Raw genomic sequence first — 20,619 nt, forward strand, 5'->3', positions numbered from 1 at the left:
GAAGCCAGGAATTCTCATGACCAATGACCTGCTCGCCCGCCTCGCCGACCTCGACGCCGCGCCGCGCCGCACTCCGTCCGCGCAGGAGACCGACCGTGAGGAGACGCTGCTGCGGAGCATCCTCGACGACAACGAGCGCCCCGGCCGCTCGGTCGGCGCCACGTTCCGCCGCCCGCTGGTACGACGCCTCTCCTTCACGGCGGCCGGGGCACTCGCGGCCGGCCTCGCGCTGGTCGCGGTGAACGGCGGTGTGCCCGGCATGGGCGGTTCGGGCCCGCTGTCCTCGACAGAACTGGCCAGTTGGACCGGCGCCCCCAAGACGATGGACGTCGCCACCGCGCGCGCCTCCGACGCCGGAAAGTGGTGCCTGGACGCGACGGACCTGAACGGCAGCGGCGCCGAGCCGGTGATCAGCAACGCGGACCTGCGCGGGAAGGTCGCCTCGATGGTCGTCAGGCGGGGCGACGTGTCGGCCTACTGCCTGGCCGGTTCGGACGGCGGCGCGTCGATGGGCATCTCGCCGGTGCGCCGACAGCCCGACGGACACATCAAGGTGGACACGCTGGGTTCCCGGGGCAGCGGCGACGAGGAGCTCAACTACGTGGTCGGCTGGGCGGGTTCGGACGTCGAGGGCATCACCGTACGGGACCACGGGCACACCATCGAGGCCACGATCCAGGACGGCCGCTTCACCGCCTGGTGGCCAGACGGCGACCCCGACGGCGCGATCACCGGCACCCTCACCCTGCACCTGGCCGACGGCTCGACGCGCACGGTGAAGGGCGACACCCTGCTCGGCTGACCGGACCGGGCGAGCCGCTTCCCAGCTCACGTGGACAGTCGGACCGGGTCGGGTCTGTCGGTCCACTCCGCCGCGGGAAGCGCGACTGCATCCCCATCAGTCCTCTCCGACTCACAGCCCTCGCGCATGCCGCGTGGGTCGTCGGGCCGGCAACCAGGTGTCGATGAACGCTGCCAGCTCGTCGCGACCGGTGAAGACGTGTCCGTCCATGCCCAGGGCCCGCGCGGCGCCGACGTTCTCCTCGCGGTCGTCGACGAAGAGGAAGTCGCCCGGGGCGGCCCGCACGGCGTCGACGCAGTGCTGGAAGGCCGCCGGGTCCGGCTTCGCCGCCTTGATCTTTCCGGAGAAGGCGACGTGGTCCAGACCGTGCAGCCAGGGCTGCGCGGCGAGGAAGGCGTCCGCGTGGTCCGAGGGGATGTTGGACAGCAGGGCGACCTCGGCGACCTCGCGGAGGGACAGGACGTAGGCGACCATCCGGTCGTCGACGCGCGACCAGCTGTCGATGTCGGTGAGACGCAGCTCCTCGATCGTGTCGGCGTCGGGGGACACGGAGAGCCGTCGCAGTACGGCGGTCCAGTACTCGGACGCGGAGTGCCGGCCGGCGTCGTAGGGCGGGCGGCAGTCCCAGTAGGCCATGGTGAAGGCCTCGACGGGTGTGTGACAGCGGGCGGCCATCTTGCCCAGGGCGCCCGGGAGTTGGTGGCGGGCGATGACTCCGAAGAGGTCGAACAGCACGATGCTGCGGGCGGTCGACATGGTGAGCGTTCCTCCGGGTTCTGGTGGCCGGGGTGGGAGGAGGAGCCTGTGCGGCACGGAGTGAGCCGTGCCGCACAGGCGGTCAGCGGGTGCCGTGTGCCATCTCGGGCGCGCGGTCGGATCCGGTGCGCAGGATCCCGGCGGCCACGGCGGTGGTCGCACACAGCAGGATCAGCAGGACGAAGGCGTGGTTCAGGGCGACGAGGTGGGTCAGCCAGCCGATGACGGCGGGGCCGGCGAGCATGCCGACGTAGCCGAGCCCGGCGACGCGGGACACGTTGGCCCCCGCGGCGGAGGGATCGGCGTGCCCGGCCGCGCTGAACAACTGCGGGACACAGCCGGACAGCCCCAGACCGAACAGCGCCCACCCCGCGAACGCGGTCCATATCCATGGGGAGACGGTCACGATCGTGATGCCGACCGCGGCCGTCGCCGCGCCGTGGCGCAGGATCGCCATGGACCCGAACCGGGTGACGAGGCGGTCGGCGAGCAGGCGGCCGATGGTCATGGTCGCCGCGAAGGTGCCGTAGGCGAAGGCGGCGACGCTCGCGGGTGCGCCGAGGACGTCCTTCACGTGCAGCGCGCTCCAGTCGTTGGCGGCTCCCTCGCACAGCATGACCATCAGGGCGAGAGCGGCGAGGATCCAGATGCGCCTGCGGGTGCTGCGGCTGTCGGCCGCCGGTGCGTGATTGACCTCCTCCACGGGGCCGGTGCCGGTGTCGGCGGTGGGGGTGGACGGCAGCAGGGCGCGGGCCGACACCAGGGCGATCACGATGCCCAGGACTCCCATGGCGGCCATGCCCGCGGCCGGGCTCAGACCGGCGCTCGCCGTGGCCGCCCCGACCAGCGCGGCGAGGACGCCGCCGACCGAGAACGTGGCGTGGAAGGCCGACATGACGGGACGGCCGTAGGCCTTCTCCACGTGTACGGCATGGGCGTTCATGCTCACGTCCAGGCAGCCGTTGCAGAATCCGAAGAGCAGCAGGGCACCGCCCAGCGTCCACGGGTCCCGGGGGAGACCGGGCAGCACCAGAGCCGCGCTGCACAATACTGCGGTGGTGGGGACGACGACGCGCGCCCCGAGACGGTCGGTCAGACGTCCGGCCACCTGCATGCCGATGAAGGCGCCGAGGCCCAGCAGCACCAGCAGCCCCCCGAGCGTCGCGTGAGTGATGCCCACGCGTTCCTCGATGGCCGGGATGTTCACCACCCAGGTGCCCATCAGGGTGCCGCACAGGCTGAAGTAGACAAAGGTCGCTATGCGGGCGCCTCGGAGCGAATCATTCATGCAGACCACGGTAACGAACATTGACTGCGATTGAATACTGTCGCTTCGCACATATTGTGTGTTCGTTTTGGTTGGTGTTCAATCCCGGTATGAGCAGCAACGCCGACCGGCACGGGACGATCGCGCAGGCCGTCAGGGAGTCGGGCAGGGTCACGGTCCAGGAACTCGTCGAACTGACCGGCGCCTCCGAGATGACCATCCGGCGCGACCTCGACGCGCTGTCCGCGCAAGGCGTCCTGGAACGTGTCCGCGGCGGCGCGCGCACCCTGCTGCTCAGGGGCGAGGAGCCGCCCTTCGCGCTGCGTGCCCACGAGTCCGTCGACGCCAAGCGCCGCATCGCCGCTGAGGTGTCCTCGCTCATCGCCGACGGCGAGACCGTCCTCCTCGACAGCGGCACCACCTGCCTGGAGATCGCCCACCTGCTGCGCAGACGGCCGGTCACGGTGATGCCCCTGTCCTTGCAGGCCATCCACGTGTTCGGCGAGGCCCCGGGCCCGGCCACGCTGATGGTGCCCGGCGGGCAGCCCCGGGCCGCCGAGGGAGCCCTCACCGGCCCCCTCACCCTCGCGTCCCTGGCGGCCCTCCGCTTCGACACGGCAGTCATGGGCTGCTGCGGTCTCAGCGCGGCTCAGGGCCTGACCGCCTACGACCTCGACGACGCGGCCGTGAAGAAGGCCGGCATCGCCGCCACGCGCCGCGTCATCGTCGCCGCCGACGGCAGCAAACTCGGCCACACCGCCTACGCCTACGTCGGCCCCTCCACCCTCCTGCACACCCTCGTCACCGACACCGCGGCACCCGCCGACGAGGTCGCCGCGCTCGAAGACACCGGCACCGTCGTCAAGGCCGTCTGACCGAGCGACGAGCTGCTGGTCACGGGGGTTGGTGCAGTCGTCGTGAGGGCGAACCCGGGCGCCACTGCGGCCGGTTCGGAACGGACGGAGCGTGGAGCGGTTCAGCCCCTCCAGAACGCGGCGACCTGCGCCGCGATGTCCCGTCCGAGGTCGCGACCTGCGAGGGCGGACGGCTTGCGTACGCCCGGGTCGAGCGGGTTGGTGCCGAAAGCGGCGACCGCGGCTTCATCCGCGTAGATGACGTGCACGCGTGACGGCGCGAGCGACGCGAGTTCCGCGGGGTCGATCGAGTATCCGGCAGCCGTGCGCTCGGGCTGCGGGATGAGCACCAGAACAGGGTCGAAGCCGGCTGCGAGGTCTGCATTCGCCATCGTGCGCACGCCTCCGTCGATGTAGAGGTGTCCCGCCAGCGGAACGACGGGCCAGATCGCCGGAACGGCCGAACTCGCCTCGACAGCGTCGACGAGCGAGACTCCTGACGTCCGGTCGAACACGATCGGGACCCCGGTGTCGGCGTCCACCGCGGTGATACGGAGGTCGCGGTCGCTCCAGGACATTCCGGAGAGCCGGCCCTCGATCGTGCTGCGGCGAACCGCGCGGTCGGGTGTCGTCGTGTTCTTGGCGATGGTGCCGATCCGGCGTCGTGCGTCGTCCGCCGAGGTCGCTTCGCTGTGTGCCGCGGCCATCGTCGCCATGAAAGCGTCGAAGTCGGCTTCGACGTACATCTCCTTGGTCGTCTCGAGGACCTGGCGTTCAAACAGGTCCTCGAGCGGTGTGGCCGTGGAGAGCTGAGCGGAGACGGTCGACCCGGCCGACGTGCCGATCAGGGTCGTCGGCTCCCCGATGATGCGAGCGGCCGCCTCGGGCTCGACATCCTGGATGCCGAGCAGCACCCCCGTCTCCCACGCGATCCCCGCGAGACCTCCGCCGGCCAGAACCAGTGCGCCGTTCGTCATGCGGGGAGCCTATGTCGACCTGGTGTCGGCGTTCAAGGAACGAAGGGGCCGGCCTTTGCGGACGCGGCGTCGAACTTCCTTCTGTACCAACGCACTTGGTGGATGTCCTGGTCTGCTCGCGAGCAATGGCGCGATCGACAACGCGATCAGCACAGGGTGCCGCACCAGAGCGCGGCACCCTCTTGGGGCGAGTGGATCAGCGCAGTCCGGCGAAGAGATCGGTCTCGGGTACGGCCGCGCCGGTGGTGTCCTGGACGCGTACGAAGGTCTCCACGCCCATCAGCTCGCCGAACCGCTCCTTGCCCATCTTGAGGAAGAAGATGTTGTCGCCCTGACTGGCGTGCGCGGCCAGCGAGTCGAACTTCTGGCCGCTGAACGCGGTGGCGTCCACCCAGGTGGTGATCTCGTCGTCGGGGAGGCCCATCTTGGCCATCTCGGCGAGCTCGGCGGGGTCCGGCTCCGGCATCTCCGGATGGAACTCGCGCATGATCTCGCCGAACTGCCGCATCGTCGAGCGGGGCATGGTCGTCCAGTACACCTTCGGCGTCAGATCGGTGAGCTCCAGCGCCGCCATGGTGATGCGGTGGGCCTGGATGTGATCGGGGTGGCCGTAGAAACCGTTCTCGTCGTACGTGACGACCACATCGGGCCGGTAGTGCCGCATGAGGTCGGCGAGCCGGGCCGCGCCTTCCTCCACCGGGGTCTGCCAGAAGGCCCCGGGGGCGTCGTTGCTCGGCCAGCCCATCATTCCGGAGTCGGCGTAGTCCAGCATCTCCAGATCGCTGATCTTCAGGACGTCACAGCTCGCCTCGAGTTCCTGACGACGCATCGCGGCCACGGCCGCCGGATCGTGCCCGGGATCACCCGGCTTGACACCCCCCGGTCCGTCACCGCAAGCGCCGTCGGTACACGTCACGAGCACCGTACGGATGCCTTCCGCCGCATATCGCGCGAGGACCCCTCCGGTGCTGGTGGCCTCGTCGTCGGGGTGGGCGTGCACTGCCATGAGAGTCAAGGGCCGGTCAGTCATGAAACATTCCTCCTGCAGAAATACGTCGAGGTCCATCTAAGGGCGCGGCAGCTGTACCGCGATCCCGGGGCCCGGATCCTGGTGGGGCGGACGACCGTGTGGTCACCGTGTTCCCCGCCCCTGCGGCACCGGTCCCTCGGTCGATGCAACCGCGTCCGCCGTACCGCCTGTTCCCGGCCCGGCCGCCCGGCCTTCCACGCGTCGGCGTTCCGACGCGTCTGCGGGCCGGCTTGGGTTCTTGGACCGGGTTCTCCGCAGACGAACACGCGCCGACCCCGTGCGGGTTCGGCGCGCGAGTGGTCACGGCGGAGCGGGGCGGGTCGGTGGGCTCGCGTAAGACCGCGCATGTCTCACCGTCTGCCGACCGAGAGTGACGCCGCTTCAGGCGTTGGTCCGTCTCCGCCGTGGCCGGTGAACTTGTGACAGCCCTGTGACTGGAATTATGGCCTCCATCACATGCGCGGGGTTCACGCGCTGATCAGATGACCGGATGCCCAGACCCGCCCCACTCCACCCGGCTCTCGCCCGCACCGCCCCCCTCCTGTCGGCCCTCGCAGCGACCGCTCTGCTGCTCACGGCCTGCGGGACGGAGCGCGCCGACGCAGGGAACACCGGTGTCGGCGCGACCGAGTCGCCGTCCCCGACGAAGGTCGCCGATCCGGGGAAGGACGGCGTACGGGTCATCTCGCTGACCCTGCCGTCGCCCTCGCCCTCGCCGACCCGCAGCCACGCCGTCTCCGCCGACGGCCTCGCGACGGACTCGGGGATCGTTGCCGGCTACGAAGTCACCAACAAGGGCACGGAGACCCTGACCTACTCGGTCATCATCGGCTTCATGAGTGCCGACGGCGGGGCCATGGGCAACCAGTCCGTGACCGTCCGCGACGTCGGCCCCGGAAAGACCGTACGAGGCACGGTCCGGGCCGGTGAACTGCCGCCCACCACACCGCAGGTGACGCAGGCCAAGGTGCTCGAGGTGCGCAAGGTCCCCGCGAGCGAGGCGCCGGCCGCATCGGGCACGTGTCCCGCGTCCGGGATCCGGGTCAGCGCCGACCAGGGCGACGCGGCCATGGGGCTGCGCGTCGTGGGCCTGCACCTCGACAACTGCGGCACGCGCGACTACACCGTCGACGGCTACCCGCTGCTGGAACTCCTGGACGACGACCTCAAGCACGTCGACGGCGTCAAGATCCTGGACAGTACCGGCGCGGTCACCCCCGGCAGCGGGGACGACAACCAGCAGGCAGGTCCCGTCACACTCGGGCCCGGCGAGTCGGCGACCGCCAGCCTGGTCTGGCACAACACCACCGAGTTCGGCACGCCGGTGAACGTGCCCTATGTACGGGTCCGGGCGAAGGCCGGTGCCGACCCGGTGATCGTGACCCCGAACCTCGACCTCGGAACCACCGGAAAGCTCGACGTCACACCGTGGCAGGAGACGGAGCGCTGAGCGGACTTACAGCTCAACGCTGCTGGGAACGGGGATGGTTGAGATGGCGGGCGTGGAACTGGCCGAACTGATCACGCAGTTGCGGAACTCACCGAGGCCGTGCGGGCCGGCGAGGACGCCGGGCTGCGGTTCGAACTCGGCCCGATGGAGCTGGAGTTGGCCCTCTCCGTGGGCAAGGAGGGCGGATCCGGGGCAAGGTCGGGTTCGGGGTCGCGGAACTCGGCACCGACGGCAAGGTGTCCCACACCTCCACCCAGCGGATCAAGCTGGTGCTGGATCCCCGGCAGGCCGGCGCGCCGGACCGCAGGCCGCTGATCTCCGGCGAGGAAGTCGACGGCGAGCGATGAGCGCGGGCGTACGAGTTCCGAGAGCCTCGACCGGGCCCGGGTCGCCGAGTTGCTGGTGACCCATGCGGGCGGGCGGCGGCGCGGCTCGGGTTATCGGGTCACCGTGGACGCGGTGCTGACCGCCGCGCACGTGCTGGAGGACGCCGTATCCGTGCAGGTGCGGTTCGAGTCCGACCTGCCGCCGGAAGCGGACCTGTCGGCCATGACCGCCGCCCTGCCGGACCGGTGCCGACTCGTCCTGCGCCCGGTTCCGCCGGGCGCGTCCGTCCCCACGCTCCCCGGCATCCGGACCACGGTCTGCCCGGCCCGGCGCCCGACGACGGGCTGAGCCGCACGGCTGCTCCGCAACAGCCCCGCCGAGTACCCGACTACGAGGTCGAGGGGGATGACGGGTCGGGCCGGTTCCGGCGCGTGGCGCTCGAACCCCTCACCCGTCGCCCCGCGTGCCGGCGTCGCCGCGGAACGCCCCGGCCACCACCGGGACCAGCTGCCGCTCGATCTGCTCGGCGGGCATCGCGGCCAGCTCGGCGCCGATGGGTGCGAGGGCGAGCCAGTTCAGCAGGCCGGCCGCGCAGCGCGTACGGAAGTTCAGTTCCTGCTCGTCGACCCCGGGAACGTGAGGCGTCAGCACCCGGAGGACATCCTGGCGGCTCCGGACGAACTTGCCGGTCAGCCGTTCCCACCCCTCGGGCGGATCGATGCCGACCCGCGCCACGGTCCGCATCACGGCCAGGTCCTGTCCACCGGCCGCGAGCGCGCGCACCATCGGTCCGGCGAACGCCGCCGCCACCTCCTGGAGGGTCGGAGCGGGGCCGAGGGAGTCGATGGCCTGTATCTGTGCGTCCAGATACCGTTCCAGCGCGTGCTCGATCGCCGAGTCGCACAGCGCCTTCAGCGACCCGAAGTGATAGCTCACCGCGGCGACGTTGGCTCCGGCGCGCTCGGTGATCTCGCGGAGCGTCAAGCCGTCCTGGCCTCGTCGCGCGAGCAGCTCCAGGGCGGCCGCCTGCAGACCGTCCCGCGTGCGCTGGCCGGCCTCTCGGCGCAGATCTGTCTTTTCCACCCTGGTCATGGCATGTATTCAAGCGGTTGCTTGAGTGCATTGTCAATCAGTCGCCTTCGGCGGATCGGCCCCTGGGGTCGCGCAGCCACACAATTCAAACAGTGGCTTGACAGCCTTCGCCGCCGTTCATAAAGTCAAGCGAGCGTTTGATTTACTAAGAGCCCGCGAGGGGTCGAGCCGTTGCGACGGGTCTCGCACCCTGACGGCAAAACTGGAGGAACACGACATGAAGCTGCTCAGCCGGAAGTCGATCACCGCCGCGACCGCGATAGCGATCCTGGGTGGTCTCTCCATCGCCGCCGTGCCGTCACAGGCCGCAGGCGACGCCCACAACAAGGCGGCCGCACAAGGCGGTTCGGCGGTCCCGGACCTGACCCCCCGCCAGCTGGCCGAACTGCCGCTCACCGACCGCCACTTGACCGAGCACGAGCGGCACAACCTCGCCATCGTCCTGCGCGACTACTACGTGGCGGAGGGCAGTCACATCGACGTCCCGACGTTCGTCGGCAGCTTCGCCGAGGACGGCGTCTTCAACGACATGGTCGCCGGCCAGGCCTACCGGGGGACGGCGCTCGGCAACGTCCTGCCCTACATGAAGAGCCTCTTCTCCGACGTTCACCGTGACCTCAAGCGCATCACCGTGAACGGCGACGTGATCAGCATCGAACTGTCGATCCAGGGCACGTTCGACGGACAGCTCCAGTCCCCGACGGGCGGTGTCGTCAAGGGCAACGGCCACAAGGTCGACGCGCCGACCGCCGACTTCTGGTACCTGCACAACGGCAAGGTCGAGCAGTTCAACTGCTTCGTCGGCTACTCGAAGATGTACTCCGACATGGGCGTGAACTTCGACTGGGCCTCGGCGGTCGGCCAGCACTGAGCCGTCCCCTGGTGGGTGATGCCCGGCACCACCGGCCGCCCGTCACCCACCGGGCCTCACCCACCCCAACTCCTCCAGAGCAACGTCGACTTGACGGCACGACCAACCGCAGAGGAGCACACCGGCATGACCACCCGGCTCGGCATCGGACTCCCGCAGAATCGGCAGTACGACCTCGGCAAGGACGGGTCGCGTCCGGCTTCGGCGCACAGGATCGCGACGGTGCCGGCGGCCATGCGTTCCCAGTCGGGGTAGTAGTCGCCCGCCGCGGGGTCCAGGAACATGAAGCGGGCCACGTTCGGCGGCCTGTCCGGGGTCGCGAGGACCGGGCCGATGAGGGCTCCGCCGAGGCGGTTGGTGGCCAGGATGTCCAGGCGGCGGTCGCGGACGTAGGCCGGGGTCGTGGACATGGAGTCCAGGACGCGCTGGATGCTGGGGCGCACGTGGGGTCCGGGGGTGCGCGCGGCCGCCCGCGTGCCGGTGCCGGCGGCGTGGGCCAGGGCGAACAGGTGGGCGCGCTCGGCCTCGTCGAGGCGGAGGGCGCGGGAGAGGGCCTCCAGGACGCTGTCGGAGACACCGCGCGCGTTGCCGCGCTCCAGCTTGATGTAGTGGTCGGCGCTGACACCGGCCAGCAGCGCGACCTTCTCGCGACGCAGACCGGTCACCCGACGGGTTCCGCCGTGGACGGGCAGACCGGCCTGCCCGGGGGTGATCCCGGCTCGGCGGGAGGTGAGGAAGTCGCGGAACCCGGGCGCGACCGAGCCCCACCACCTCGCGGACGCCGCCGCCGCGCTCGACATCGAGCTCACGGCCGAGGAGATCGACTCCATCGAGGAGCCGTACGTCACGCGCCGGCCCGCGTTCTTCTGACCGAGGGTCCGCTGTTGTGAGGCCACCGTCCGCCCGGCCGGGTGCAGTTCACGAGCCTGACGGGTGATCCTCAGCAGGTGCCGTCACGACTCCGGGTGTGATGGCCCCATGACCGACCCCGCCACACCCGCACCGGACACGTTCGACAACTCCCCCTTGCCTCAGCCACCCTCCGAGTACCTCCCCGAGCCGCTCGCCTACCGCCTCAAGCGCCGGCTGCTCGGGCCGCCGTTGGTCACCGGCCGCATCCAGCGCGAGAAGCTCGACAACCGGACGGCGCTCGGCGTGCTCGCCTCGGACTGCATCAGTTCGTCGGCCTACGGCAGTGAGGAGATGCTGCGGGTCCTCGTGCCCGTGGTCGGGGTCGCCGCCTTCACACTGCTCATGCCGGTGACGGGCGCGATCCTGCTGATCCTGGTGCTGCTGACGCTCTGCTACAGCGACGTCGTCACGATCTACACGCGGGCCGGCGGCTCCTACGTCGTCGCACGCGAGAACTTCGGCCCCGACATCGCCCAGGTCGCCGCCGTGGCGCTGCTCGTCGACTACGTCGTCACGGTCGCCGTCCAGGTCTCGGCGGGCACGAACGCGCTCATCTCGCTCGCCCACCTCGTAGGCGACGGCTGGACCGGCCTCGACCACCTCCAACTCCCGGTCAGCGTAGGGGTGGTGGTGATTCTGGTGTACGGGAATCTGCGCGGCCTGCGGGAGGCGGGGCGGGTGTTCGCCGTACCCGCGTACCTGTTCATGGCCGCGGTCGGGCTGATGCTCGCCGTGGGCCTGGTCCGCTGGGCGTTCGGGGATCTGCCGCACGCCGACGTCCACGCGCGCGGTGCCGTGCCGCTCGGTACGGCGGGGGACGGGTGGCTGTACGGGGCGTCGCTGTTCATGGTGCTGCGCGCGTTCGCGAACGGCGGTTCCTCGCTCACCGGCCTGGAGGCGATCTCCAACGGCATCTCCGTCTTCCGCGAACCGCAGGGCCGCAACGCCCGCCGCACGCTCGTCACCATGAGCTGTGTCCTGGGCGTCCTCGTGCTCGGTGTGTCCGGTCTCGCCCACCTCACCCACGCCGTCCCGTACACCGACGGCACGCCGACCGTGATCGCGCAGGAGGCCCGACTCGTCTTCGGCAGCGGGATGTTCGGCACGGCGGGGCTGGTCTTCGTGCAGCTCGCCACCGCGCTGATCCTCTACACCGGTGCGAACACACCCTTCACGGGCTTTCCCTACCTGGCCAGTTTCGTCGCCGAAGACCGTTTCCTGCCACGGCAGTTGACCCGGCGCGGACACCGACTGGCCTTCTCCAACGGCATCATCACACTCGCCGTGGTCGCCCTCGCGCTGCTCCTCGTGACCGACGCCAACGTGGACCGGCTCGTCGCGCTGTACGCCATCGGCGTGTTCACCGCGTTCACCATGGCGGGCGCAGGCCTGACCGTCCACCACGCACGCCGTCGCGAGCCCGGCCGGCGCTGGAAGATCGCGGTGAACGCGACGGCGGCGGTCGTCTCCGCGCTCGTCGTGCTCATCTTCGCGGTCACCAAGTTCACCGAGGGCGCCTGGCTGGTCGTCGTGGTCTTCCCGCTCGGGGTGTGGGCCCTGATCCGCATCAACCGTGAATACCGCGCGGAGGCCGCCGAGGTGGAGTCACTCCCGCCCGCCGGACAGAGCGACCGGCCACGTAGTCGGCGCCATGTCGTGTGCGTCCTCGTCGACGCCGTGGACCCGGCCGTCTTCCACGCGCTGCGCTACGCCCACGAGTTGAGGCCCGATGAGGTGCGGGCCGTCCACATCGCGGTCGACGCGGTCCGCGCCCGGCATCTGGTGGCGCGCTGGGAGGCCGTAGGCACCACCGATGTCCCACTGGAACTCGTCGACTGCCCCGACCGCCGGCTCGAACGGGCCCTGGCCGAACTCGCCGCCCGCGAGACCGCCGACGGCCGCACCGCCCTGACCCTGCTCATCGCCCGCCGCACGTACACCACCGTGCTCGGCCGCCTCCTGCACGGCGGCACCGCCGAACGGATCGCCCGCGCCCTGGAGGAACTGCCGTCCGTCGTGGTGACGATCCTGCCGTACAGCGTGCTGGTCGGCGGCGGTGCGGAACACCGGCCGGACCCGCACGGGTGATCGTAGCCCTGGCGGAGCGGCCCATGGGGGTGGTGCGTCTCCGGGCATGAACTGTTGGGCGTGGTCGAGCTGTCGTCGTATGGGCTGGGTGTCCCAGGAATTTCTGCATTCCGGGACCCGAGAAGAAATTCGCTGAATGCCGTGTCCGTAGGCGGAGAGTCGGCGCACATCACCCTGGCAACTTCAGTGACGGGCGCTCACTGATGGCCAACAGCCCACACCTGGATGCGAGTTCGGCACCGAAATTGACGCTGGAGGTTTCCGGAGTCAGCGCAAGCAGGATTCAACACGCTCAACATTCCTGGGTGTTGGCCGGTATCCCGTGGTGAATCGGCGTGGATCAGAGTGAATTGGGGTGTTCGGAATCGCGGGGGGTGTAAACCGAATTCCGCGAGTGCTTCGACGCCTTCCTTCGCGCCCTGATGGACAACGTGCCCGGCGGGCAATCTGGCGGAAGCCGACCGTTCGTACGGAAACCGGCCAACTCGCCATCACCGCCCGCCATGTGGAGGTACACGGTGTCCCCAGCGCCGAGCATCGGCGTCCTCGCCACCGGCACGTGCTTACCGGAGCGTGTCCTGACCAACGACGAGGTCGCCGAGGCGGCCGGCGTCGACCCCGACTGGATCGTCCAGCGGACCGGCGTACTGCGTAGGCACATCGCGGAGCCCGCTCAGGCCGCCTCCGATCTCGCCGCCGAAGCCGTGCGGAAGGCCCTCACCGCGGCCGGTCTCCCGGCCTCCGCGCTCGGTCTGCTCGTCCTCGCCACCTCCACCCCCGACGAGTTGGGGCCGTCGACAGCGTGCCGGGTCCAGGCACTGGTGGGCGCGGACCGGGCCGTCGCCTTCGATGTGGCGGCGGCCTGTTCCGGCTGGCTGTTCGCCGCCCGGGTCGCCCACGACTGGCTCCGTTCCGGCACCGGCGAACGGTATGCCGCCGTGGTCGGCGTCGAGGTCTACTCCCGTTTCGTCGACCCGGCCGACCGGGCCACGGCGGTGCTGTTCGCCGACGGAGCGGCGGCGACGATCCTCGGGCCCGTCCAGGGCGGCAAGGGGTTCGCCTCGATCCGGCTGGGGTCGGACGGTACCGCGGCGGGCGACGTCCTCATCCCGGCTGGAGGCAGCCGGCTGCCCGCCTCCCCGCAGACCCTCGCCGACCGACGCCACAAGGTCCACATGGACGGCAAGGCCGTACGGGACTTCATTCTGCGGATCTTCCCGGAGATCCTCGGCGACGCCCTGCACCGCAACGGCCTGCGCCTGACGGACGTCGACCTGCTGATCTCCCACCAGCCCAACCCCCTTCTCCTACGGCGTGCCGCGGTCGACGCCGGCGTGCCCGAGGACCGGGTGGTGATCGTCGGGCACGAGGTCGGCAACATCGGCGCGGCCTCCATCCCGTACGCCCTGGCCACCGCCGACCACGACGGACGGCTGCGGACCGGCAGCCGGGTGCTCGTCACCGCCTTCGGCGCGGGCCTGACCTGGGGGAGCACGGTCCTCACCTGGACCAGGGCCCAGCAGCTCGGCACCGTCCCCGCACCCCGAACCGAAGCGCTTCGCGCGGAAGCGCCGAGAGGCGAAGTGCCTCGCGCGGAACTGCCTGGAGTTGGGGTCCCCGGCGTTGAAGTGCCTCGCACGGAAGCGCCCGGCGTTGAAGTGCCACGCAGGGAAGCGCCTCGCACCGAAGTGCCCAGTGCCGAAGCGCCTCGCACGGAAGCGCCCTGGGCGGAATTGCCCCGCGCCGAAGTACCCCGCGCCGAAGCGCCTCGTACCGAAGTCCCTGGCACGGAACTCCCCCGTGCCCAAGCCCCTCGCACCGCGATCCCCCGCACCGAAGGAGCCCAGTTGTGACCGAGACCTTCTCGTCCACCGTCGCCGACTCCGCCGACGTCGAGTCCGCCAACTCAGTCGACCCCGCCGCCCTCGGCCCCCTCGCCTCCCTCTTCCGTCTCGACGGCGCCCGCGTCCTGGTGACGGGCGCGTCCCGGGGTATCGGCCGTGCCGTCGCGGTCGCCTGTGCGGAGGCCGGGGCGGATGTCGCGCTCGCGGCCCGTAGCGACGACGCGCTGCACGACGCCGAGCAGGAGGTGCGCAAGCTCGGGCGGCAGGCCGTGCTCACGTGCGGTGACCTCGCCGACTCCGGGACGGCCGCACGTCTCGTCGACGAGGCGGTCGCGGGGCTGGGCGGACTCGACATCCTCATCCACAACGCGAGCGCGTTCCCGGCCGACGACACCGGCACCTCGTACCTGGTGCCCTTCGCGGAGAGCAGCTCCGCCGAGTGGGACCCCCTGCTCGCCGTCAACATCGGGGCGACCGTCGACCTGTGCCGTGCCGCCCACCCCCATCTCGCCGCCTCCCCGAACGCGGCCGTCGTCCTGGTGTCGTCCGTGGCCGGGCTCATCGCCACGCCCGCGATGGAGGCGTACGCCGTCACCAAGGCCGCCCAACTCTCCCTGATGCGCTCGCTGTCCGTCGGCTGGGCCCGGCAGGGCATCCGGGTCAACGCGTTGTGCCCCGGCTGGGTGCGCACCGACATGACCGAGCCGATGCAGCAGCACGCGCCACTCTCGGACTGGCTCATGAGCCATGTGCCGCAAGGCCGTTGGCTCACTCCCACGGAGGTCGCCGCCGCCGCGCTCTTCCTGGCCGCGCCCGCCGCCTCGTCCGTCACCGGACACGCCCTGGTCTGCGACGGCGGGGTGTCGGTCCCCGACGGCGGCCTCGCCGGCATCCCCAAGCCCGCCTCGCCCTTCGCCGCCTGACCCCCTACGCGCCCCGTCCGGGACCCCAACTGCAAGAGCAGGAGCGACAGATGACGGACGATCAGACGCCCACGTCAGAGATGAACGACGACGAGTCCCTTCACCAGTGGGTGGTGGGGGAGTCCTTCCAACACGCCAGTGTCCAGCCGGACTTCACCACGGCGGCCCAACTCCGCGACCGACTGCGCCATCAACCCCCGGATCAGGACAGTCCGTTGCGCATCCGCCCCGGACTCGGGGTCGACGACACCGAGTGGAGCGACCTCACCTCCGAACTCCTCAAGGCCTACGGCGCGGCCGTACTCCCCGAGGGCCGGCCGCCGGCCGCCGTGCCCCGGCACAGCGTCCTCAAGCACAGCCGCGACAACGTCCTCATCGGCGACGCACACGTCGAAGGCGACGCGTTCCAGGCGCAGTTGGCCGTCGTCAACGACACCGAGATGCTCAGGGACCACACCGCCGACCAGCAGCACGTACCCGGCATGCTCCTCATCGAGGCGTCGATCCAACTCGTCACCTGGGCGGTGTCGGAGATCTGGCTCCCACCCGCCGGGCATCCCCCCTACTACGCCGTGATGCACGCCAGCGCCTTCGAGTTCAGCCGGTTCGTGTTCCCGTTGCCCACCCTCCTCACCGGCACGTTCACCCGCACCGGCCCGGCCGAGGACGACAAGATCCCCCTCAGCGCCGAGGTACGGGTCCGACAGGCCGGCCAGGACTGCAGCCGGGTCCGCATCGACCTGCACGCCTTCCGCCCCGCCCTCGTCTTCGCCATCGAGGACGGCCAGGCCCGGCGCACCCTGCTGCGCGCCGCCCCCGCCGCATGACCACCGACCAGGCGGCCACCGCCACCGCCCACCCGCTCCGGCGACTCCTCCACGGCGACACCCGGCCGGACGCCGACGCCCTGGACGGCCTGCTCGACACCCCGCCGTTCAAACGGTCCGCACCACCCTGCGGCCCCGAACGCCACAGCCGGACCTACGACCGGCTGCGCGCCCTGGGGGAGTGGGTGGGCGGAGCGAACGCGCTGCAGCACGACCCGGCCCGACTCCTCGCCGTACTGGAATGGTCTGCCACCGTCGACCCGCCCCTCTTCCTCGCGGGCACCGTGCAGTACGCGGTGTGCGTCGCGGCCATGACCGAACTCGGCAGGCCAGGACCCTACTTGGACCCGCTGATAGATGAGGTCGACCGGCACGAGACCTTCGGCTCCATCATGATCACCGAGGTCGGCCGCGGCAACAGTCACCTCGCCACCCGCACCGAGGCCCGATTCGACCCCGCCACAAGGGAGTTCACCCTACGGACCCCCGACCCCACCGCGGCCAAGTTCATGTCCCACGTCGCCGGCATGGGCCGTGCCCACATGGCCATCGTCTACGCCCGCCTTCTCCTCGCCGGCCAGGAGCGCGGGGTGTTCCCCTTCGCGGTCCGCGTCCGCGACGCCGACCGCATCACGGACGGCATCCACATCACCGAACTCCCCGAGACCACCTCGGTCCCGCTGAACTACGCCCTCGTCACCTTCGACAACACCCGTGTCCCCTACGACGGTTGGCTCCGCGACGACGCCTCCATCGCGCCCGACGGCGAGTTCTCCGACCCCCTCGGCGACCCGGACCGACGCCTGGTGCGCTCCCTCTCGGTCTCCTCCAACGCCTCAACCGGCGCCGCGGCCGCCCTCACCGCGGCCGCCCGCGCAGCCGTCACCATCGGCATCCGCCACAGCCAACACCGCCTGACCATGGGCCGGTTGCGCACCGACCTCCCCGTCCTGGACTACCGCACCCAGCAGGACGCCCTCTACACCGTCCTCGCCGAGGTGTACGCGTGCAGCTTCCTCGTCGCACGGATCAAGGCACAGTACGTACGACAGCGCAGCGCGCCCACGGACCTCTCCGCGGCGCATCGCCCGGTATGGGCACCCTGGGCCTCGGTCAGCCGCGAACAGGCCCTGACCAAGGTGGCAGCGACCCGCATCCTGCAGAACGCGGCCGGAGTCTGCCGCGAACGGGCGGGCGCCCAGGGCCTGTTGACCGTCAACCGGCTCCTTGGGTACGAGGGCCTGGCGCAGGTGTACCAGGCCGCCGCAGGCGACAACCTCCTCATCCGGCTGGACGCGGGGAAGCAGCTCGTGGAGGACCTCACACACACCGTCCCGGCTCCGGCAGAGGTGGGTGAACTGATCTCCCCTGGTGGGGTGTTGGCGTTGGCACTCCTCCGTGAGCGCGGCCTCCTCACCGAACTGCGCGGCCGTGTCGAAGGCGTCCCCGTGGAGGAGAAGACCGCCTTCGAGACCTGGAACCCCCTGCTCCCCGACCTCGTCACGCTCGCCGACGCACACCAACAGCGCCTGCTGCTGGAGGCGTTCGCGGCGGCGGTCATCGAGGCCGAGTCCACCCCCACCGACACCGATCAGGCACCCCACCTCCCGGCGCTGCACGCCCTCCACGCCCTGTACGCCATGAAGTCGCTGGAACAGACCCTGAGTTGGCACCTGGAGAGCGGATCGCTCACCTCCTCGGACGCCCTCCGCGTGCACCGGGCCCGCGACCGTGCCCTGGACGCCGTACATCCTCATCTCGCCGTTCTCCTGGACGGATGCGCGCCGCCGGATGCGCGGTTGAGGGCTCCGATGGCCGAACAGGACGTCGTGGCGGCCCTGTTCGCGAGCGGCGGGCCGACGACATGAGCGTCATGGCCGCGGTGATCACCGGGCTGGGGGCGGCCCTGCCACCCGACCGGATCACCAACGAACAACTGGTGCGCGAAGGCCTGGACACATCGGACGCGTGGATCCGCGGCCGTACCGGAATCGAGAGCCGCCATCGCGTCCGCCCGGGCACCTCGACCGGGGATCTGGCGGTGGCCGCCGCCCGTGGCGCACTGGAGTCGGCCGGCGCGCACGACGCCGGTCTGCTGATCCTGGCGACCACCACCCCCGACCGCCGATGCCCGGCCACCGCACCGGAGTTGGCCGCCCGGCTCGGCATGACCGGCACACCGGCGTTCGACCTCGCGGCCGTCTGCTCGGGCTTCGTCTACGCGGCCGCAGTCGCCTCGGCGCTGCTCATGGCGGGCGCGTACGACAGCGTGCTGCTCGTCGCGGCCGAGACGTACTCGACGATCGTGGACCCGCGCGACCGCGAGACCGCCGTCATCTTCGGCGACGGCGCGGGCGCCGCGTACCTGACGCGAGGACAACGACGTGACCCCGGAGCCCTGGTCCACTTCGACCTCGGCAGCGACGGCACGGGCAGCGACCTCATCACGATCCCCGCGGGCGGCTCCCGTTTGCCGTACACCGACCAACTGCCGCGCGAGGAACGCTACTTCCGTATGCGCGGCCGGGAAGTGTACGCCCGGGCCGTACGACAGATGGCGGCCTCCTCGCGCACGGTCCTCGACCGGGCCGGCTGGACCGCCGACTCCGTCGCCGCCTTCGTCGCGCACCAGGCCAACCAGCGCATCCTCGACTCCGTGGCCGACCGGCTGGGCATCCCGCCGGACCGCTGTCACGGAAACCTCCGCGAGGTCGGCAACACCGCGGCGGCCTCGCTTCCCCTCGCCCTCGCCGACACCGCCGCCCGCGGCGCCGTACGGCCAGGCGCCCGCACCCTGCTCACCGCCTTCGGCGGCGGCCTTACCTGGGGCTCCGTCGCCATGACGTGGCCCGAGGCGAAACCCGTACGGCACACACCCCAATCCCGCCCCACCCACAAGGAGTTCGACTCATGTCTGCCGTCTACGACCACCTCGTGACCACCCTGAGCGGCAAGTTCGAGGTACCCGCCGGCATCGTCCGACCTGACATCTCCTACGACGAACTCGGCCTCGACTCCCTCGCCGTGATGGAACTGTTCCTGACCCTCCAGGAGGAGTGGGCGATACCGCTGGAGGACTCCGAGGCGGTGGGCACCCTCACCGTGCAGGAGACCGTCGACCTGGTCGAGAAGCTCAAGGCGGAGTCGTGACAACTTCCGGCGGCCGGCCGGAAGTTGTGGTGACCGGGATCGGTCTGGTCACCCCGGCGGGCATCGGGCGCGAGCGGACCTGGGAACGCGTCTGCTCGGGCCGCCCCACGGCCACGGACGACCCGGAACTCGAAGGGCTGCCAGTTGGCTTCTCCTGCCGGGTTCCCGCCTTCGACCCGGCCGCCCTGGTGCCGGGAGTGCCGCACTGGCGCGTCGACCGCTACACGCTCCTCGCCCTCGCGGCGGCCCGGGAGGCGGTCGTCGACGCCGGGCTGGCGCCGGAGACCTGGGACGGCGACCGGGTCGCCGTGGTCATGGGCTCGGCCGCCGGCGGTATCGCCACCCTCGAAGCCCAGCAGGACCGGTTGCGAGAACGGGGGCCGGGCCTGGTCTCCCCGCTCACGCTGCCCATGTTCCTGCCCAACATGGCGGCCGGCCACATAGCCGTCGACCTGCGCACCCGCGGGCCGAACATGCACACCAGCACGGCCTGCGCCTCGGGTGCCACGGCGATCGGCACCGCCGTGGACCTGCTCCGCTCGGACGCCTGCGACATCGCGCTGGCGGGCGGCGCCGACGCCATGGTGACCCGGCTCTGTTCGGCGGCCTTCGCCCGGATGGGAGCCCTCTCCCGACGCGCCGAGGACCCGGCGACGGCCTCCCGCCCCTTCGACACGGACCGCGACGGATTCGTCCTGGCCGAGGGCGCGGGCGTCCTCGTCCTCGAACGCGCCCCCGACGCCACCGCCCGCCGCGTCCGGCGCTACGCCACACTCGCGGGTCACGGCGCGTCCGCCGACGCCCACCACCAGACGGCGCCCCACCCGCGGGGAGCGGGCGCCGAACTCGCCCTGCACCGCGCGCTGTTGGACGCCAACGCCTCACCCGCGGACGTCGACCATGTCAACGCCCATGGAACCAGCACCCAGTTGAACGACCGGGCCGAAGGAGCGCTGATCGAACGGCTGTTGAGCGGCTGCCCGTCCGTGACCGCGACGAAGGGCGTCACCGGCCACACCATGGGCGCCGCCGGGGCGATCGAGGCCGCGCTCGCCGCCCTGACGGTCTTCCACGCGACCACCCCGCCCACGGCCAACCTCCACCACCCGCTCGACGAAGCCGAGTTGGACCTGGTGAGCGGCACGGCCAGAACCGGCAAGGTCTCCCTGGCGCTCAGCAACTCGTTCGGCTTCGGCGGGCAGAACGCGGTGCTGGCCCTCCGGCCGGCCTGAGTGGTGGGCGGGTTCGGCGTAGTGCATGTCGAACGGATCAATCACAGTGATCGCGCCCCTCAATGAGCTGGTCGATGATCTGGAAACGGTGGGTCGGGAATTGAGCGAAGGGTAATGATCAATATCTTTCGGCTGGGTCGAGGCGCGACGTGGAGCCGCCGAACGGGCTATCCCGTTCTCCGGCCGATACGTCCGTACGACCCGGCTCGCGACAGGA

20 protein-coding genes and 1 pseudogene are annotated in these 20,619 nt (G+C 70.8%); 15 read left to right on the forward strand and 6 right to left on the reverse strand.

The window, feature by feature from the left end; all coding sequences use genetic code 11:
- The first annotated feature begins 16 nt into the window (after positions 1-16).
- Positions 17-802, forward strand: a complete 786-nt coding sequence (locus OG504_RS47295) for a hypothetical protein (protein ID WP_405995346.1) — start codon at positions 17-19, stop codon at positions 800-802.
- A 111-nt stretch (positions 803-913) separates the two neighbouring features.
- On the opposite strand, the gene OG504_RS47300 is transcribed toward OG504_RS47295, so the two are convergent.
- Both OG504_RS47300 and OG504_RS47305 read right to left on the reverse strand, forming a co-directional pair.
- Entirely contained in the window at positions 914-1,558 is a 645-nt protein-coding gene (locus OG504_RS47300) for an HAD family hydrolase (RefSeq protein ID WP_405995347.1), read from the reverse strand.
- A gap of 82 nt (positions 1,559-1,640) precedes the next feature.
- A complete protein-coding gene (locus OG504_RS47305; protein ID WP_405995348.1) occupies positions 1,641-2,846 on the reverse strand; it encodes an MFS transporter in 1,206 nt (401 codons plus the stop codon).
- 89 nt (positions 2,847-2,935) lie between these two features.
- Here OG504_RS47305 and OG504_RS47310 point away from each other — a divergent pair, with 89 nt between their 5' ends.
- The gene (locus OG504_RS47310) at positions 2,936-3,700 is read left to right on the forward strand and encodes a DeoR/GlpR family DNA-binding transcription regulator (RefSeq protein ID WP_405995349.1); all 765 of its coding nucleotides are present in this window, start codon (positions 2,936-2,938) and stop codon (positions 3,698-3,700) included.
- A 101-nt stretch (positions 3,701-3,801) separates the two neighbouring features.
- Here the strand turns inward: OG504_RS47310 and OG504_RS47315 are convergent, their stop codons facing one another.
- Positions 3,802-4,656, reverse strand: a complete 855-nt coding sequence (locus OG504_RS47315) for a patatin-like phospholipase family protein (protein WP_405995350.1) — start codon at positions 4,654-4,656, stop codon at positions 3,802-3,804.
- 196 nt (positions 4,657-4,852) lie between these two features.
- Positions 4,853-5,686, reverse strand: coding sequence for a PIG-L family deacetylase (locus tag OG504_RS47320; RefSeq protein WP_405995351.1), 834 nt, complete (start codon positions 5,684-5,686; stop codon positions 4,853-4,855).
- A 490-nt stretch (positions 5,687-6,176) separates the two neighbouring features.
- Between OG504_RS47320 and OG504_RS47325 the strand changes: the two genes are divergently transcribed.
- The 3 genes and pseudogenes from OG504_RS47325 to OG504_RS47335 all read left to right on the forward strand — a co-directional run bounded on the left by OG504_RS47325 (position 6,177) and on the right by OG504_RS47335 (position 7,811).
- Entirely contained in the window at positions 6,177-7,136 is a 960-nt protein-coding gene (locus tag OG504_RS47325; protein ID WP_405995352.1) for a DUF4232 domain-containing protein, read from the forward strand.
- A 99-nt stretch (positions 7,137-7,235) separates the two neighbouring features.
- A pseudogene (locus tag OG504_RS47330) lies at positions 7,236-7,357 on the forward strand (trypco2 family protein); the annotation flags it as partial.
- 175 nt (positions 7,358-7,532) lie between these two features.
- Positions 7,533-7,811 carry a hypothetical protein gene (locus OG504_RS47335; protein WP_405995353.1) on the forward strand — a complete coding sequence of 93 codons (279 nt, stop codon included), beginning with the start codon at positions 7,533-7,535 and terminating at the stop codon, positions 7,809-7,811.
- A gap of 99 nt (positions 7,812-7,910) precedes the next feature.
- Here the strand turns inward: OG504_RS47335 and OG504_RS47340 are convergent, their stop codons facing one another.
- Entirely contained in the window at positions 7,911-8,555 is a 645-nt protein-coding gene (locus OG504_RS47340; protein WP_405995354.1) for a TetR/AcrR family transcriptional regulator, read from the reverse strand.
- A 217-nt stretch (positions 8,556-8,772) separates the two neighbouring features.
- Here OG504_RS47340 and OG504_RS47345 point away from each other — a divergent pair, with 217 nt between their 5' ends.
- Positions 8,773-9,426: a nuclear transport factor 2 family protein gene (locus OG504_RS47345; RefSeq protein WP_405995355.1), complete on the forward strand. Its 654-nt coding sequence runs from the start codon at positions 8,773-8,775 to the stop codon at positions 9,424-9,426.
- Positions 9,427-9,482: 56 nt separating this feature from the next.
- Here the strand turns inward: OG504_RS47345 and OG504_RS47350 are convergent, their stop codons facing one another.
- Entirely contained in the window at positions 9,483-10,091 is a 609-nt protein-coding gene (locus tag OG504_RS47350; RefSeq protein WP_405995356.1) for a helix-turn-helix domain-containing protein, read from the reverse strand.
- Positions 10,092-10,155: 64 nt separating this feature from the next.
- Here OG504_RS47350 and OG504_RS47355 point away from each other — a divergent pair, with 64 nt between their 5' ends.
- The 9 genes from OG504_RS47355 (at position 10,156) to OG504_RS47395 (ending at position 20,402) form a co-directional block, all read left to right on the forward strand.
- Positions 10,156-10,296 (forward strand): hypothetical protein, encoded by a 141-nt coding sequence (locus OG504_RS47355; protein ID WP_405995357.1) that lies wholly within the window; start codon positions 10,156-10,158, stop codon positions 10,294-10,296.
- Positions 10,297-10,404: 108 nt separating this feature from the next.
- Positions 10,405-12,426 carry an APC family permease gene (locus OG504_RS47360; RefSeq protein WP_405995358.1) on the forward strand — a complete coding sequence of 674 codons (2,022 nt, stop codon included), beginning with the start codon at positions 10,405-10,407 and terminating at the stop codon, positions 12,424-12,426.
- Positions 12,427-12,944: 518 nt separating this feature from the next.
- Entirely contained in the window at positions 12,945-14,279 is a 1,335-nt protein-coding gene (locus OG504_RS47365; RefSeq protein WP_405995359.1) for a beta-ketoacyl-ACP synthase 3, read from the forward strand.
- A gap of 116 nt (positions 14,280-14,395) precedes the next feature.
- The gene (locus tag OG504_RS47370; protein WP_405996602.1) at positions 14,396-15,193 is read left to right on the forward strand and encodes an SDR family NAD(P)-dependent oxidoreductase; all 798 of its coding nucleotides are present in this window, start codon (positions 14,396-14,398) and stop codon (positions 15,191-15,193) included.
- 50 nt (positions 15,194-15,243) lie between these two features.
- Entirely contained in the window at positions 15,244-16,020 is a 777-nt protein-coding gene (locus tag OG504_RS47375; RefSeq protein ID WP_405995360.1) for an AfsA-related hotdog domain-containing protein, read from the forward strand.
- Positions 16,017-17,888: an acyl-CoA dehydrogenase gene (locus OG504_RS47380; protein WP_405995361.1), complete on the forward strand. Its 1,872-nt coding sequence runs from the start codon at positions 16,017-16,019 to the stop codon at positions 17,886-17,888. Before OG504_RS47375 ends, OG504_RS47380 begins: the two co-directional genes overlap by 4 nt.
- Positions 17,885-18,958 (forward strand): beta-ketoacyl-ACP synthase III, encoded by a 1,074-nt coding sequence (locus OG504_RS47385; protein WP_405995362.1) that lies wholly within the window; start codon positions 17,885-17,887, stop codon positions 18,956-18,958. The genes OG504_RS47380 and OG504_RS47385 overlap by 4 nt, the downstream gene beginning before the upstream one ends.
- Positions 18,931-19,170, forward strand: coding sequence for an acyl carrier protein (locus tag OG504_RS47390; RefSeq protein ID WP_405995363.1), 240 nt, complete (start codon positions 18,931-18,933; stop codon positions 19,168-19,170). The genes OG504_RS47385 and OG504_RS47390 overlap by 28 nt, the downstream gene beginning before the upstream one ends.
- Positions 19,167-20,402, forward strand: a complete 1,236-nt coding sequence (locus OG504_RS47395) for a beta-ketoacyl-[acyl-carrier-protein] synthase family protein (protein ID WP_405995364.1) — start codon at positions 19,167-19,169, stop codon at positions 20,400-20,402. The genes OG504_RS47390 and OG504_RS47395 overlap by 4 nt, the downstream gene beginning before the upstream one ends.
- Positions 20,403-20,619 lie beyond the last annotated feature (217 nt).

The organism is Streptomyces sp. NBC_00986 (assembly GCF_045162565.1).
Lineage (GTDB): Bacteria > Actinomycetota > Actinomycetes > Streptomycetales > Streptomycetaceae > Streptomyces.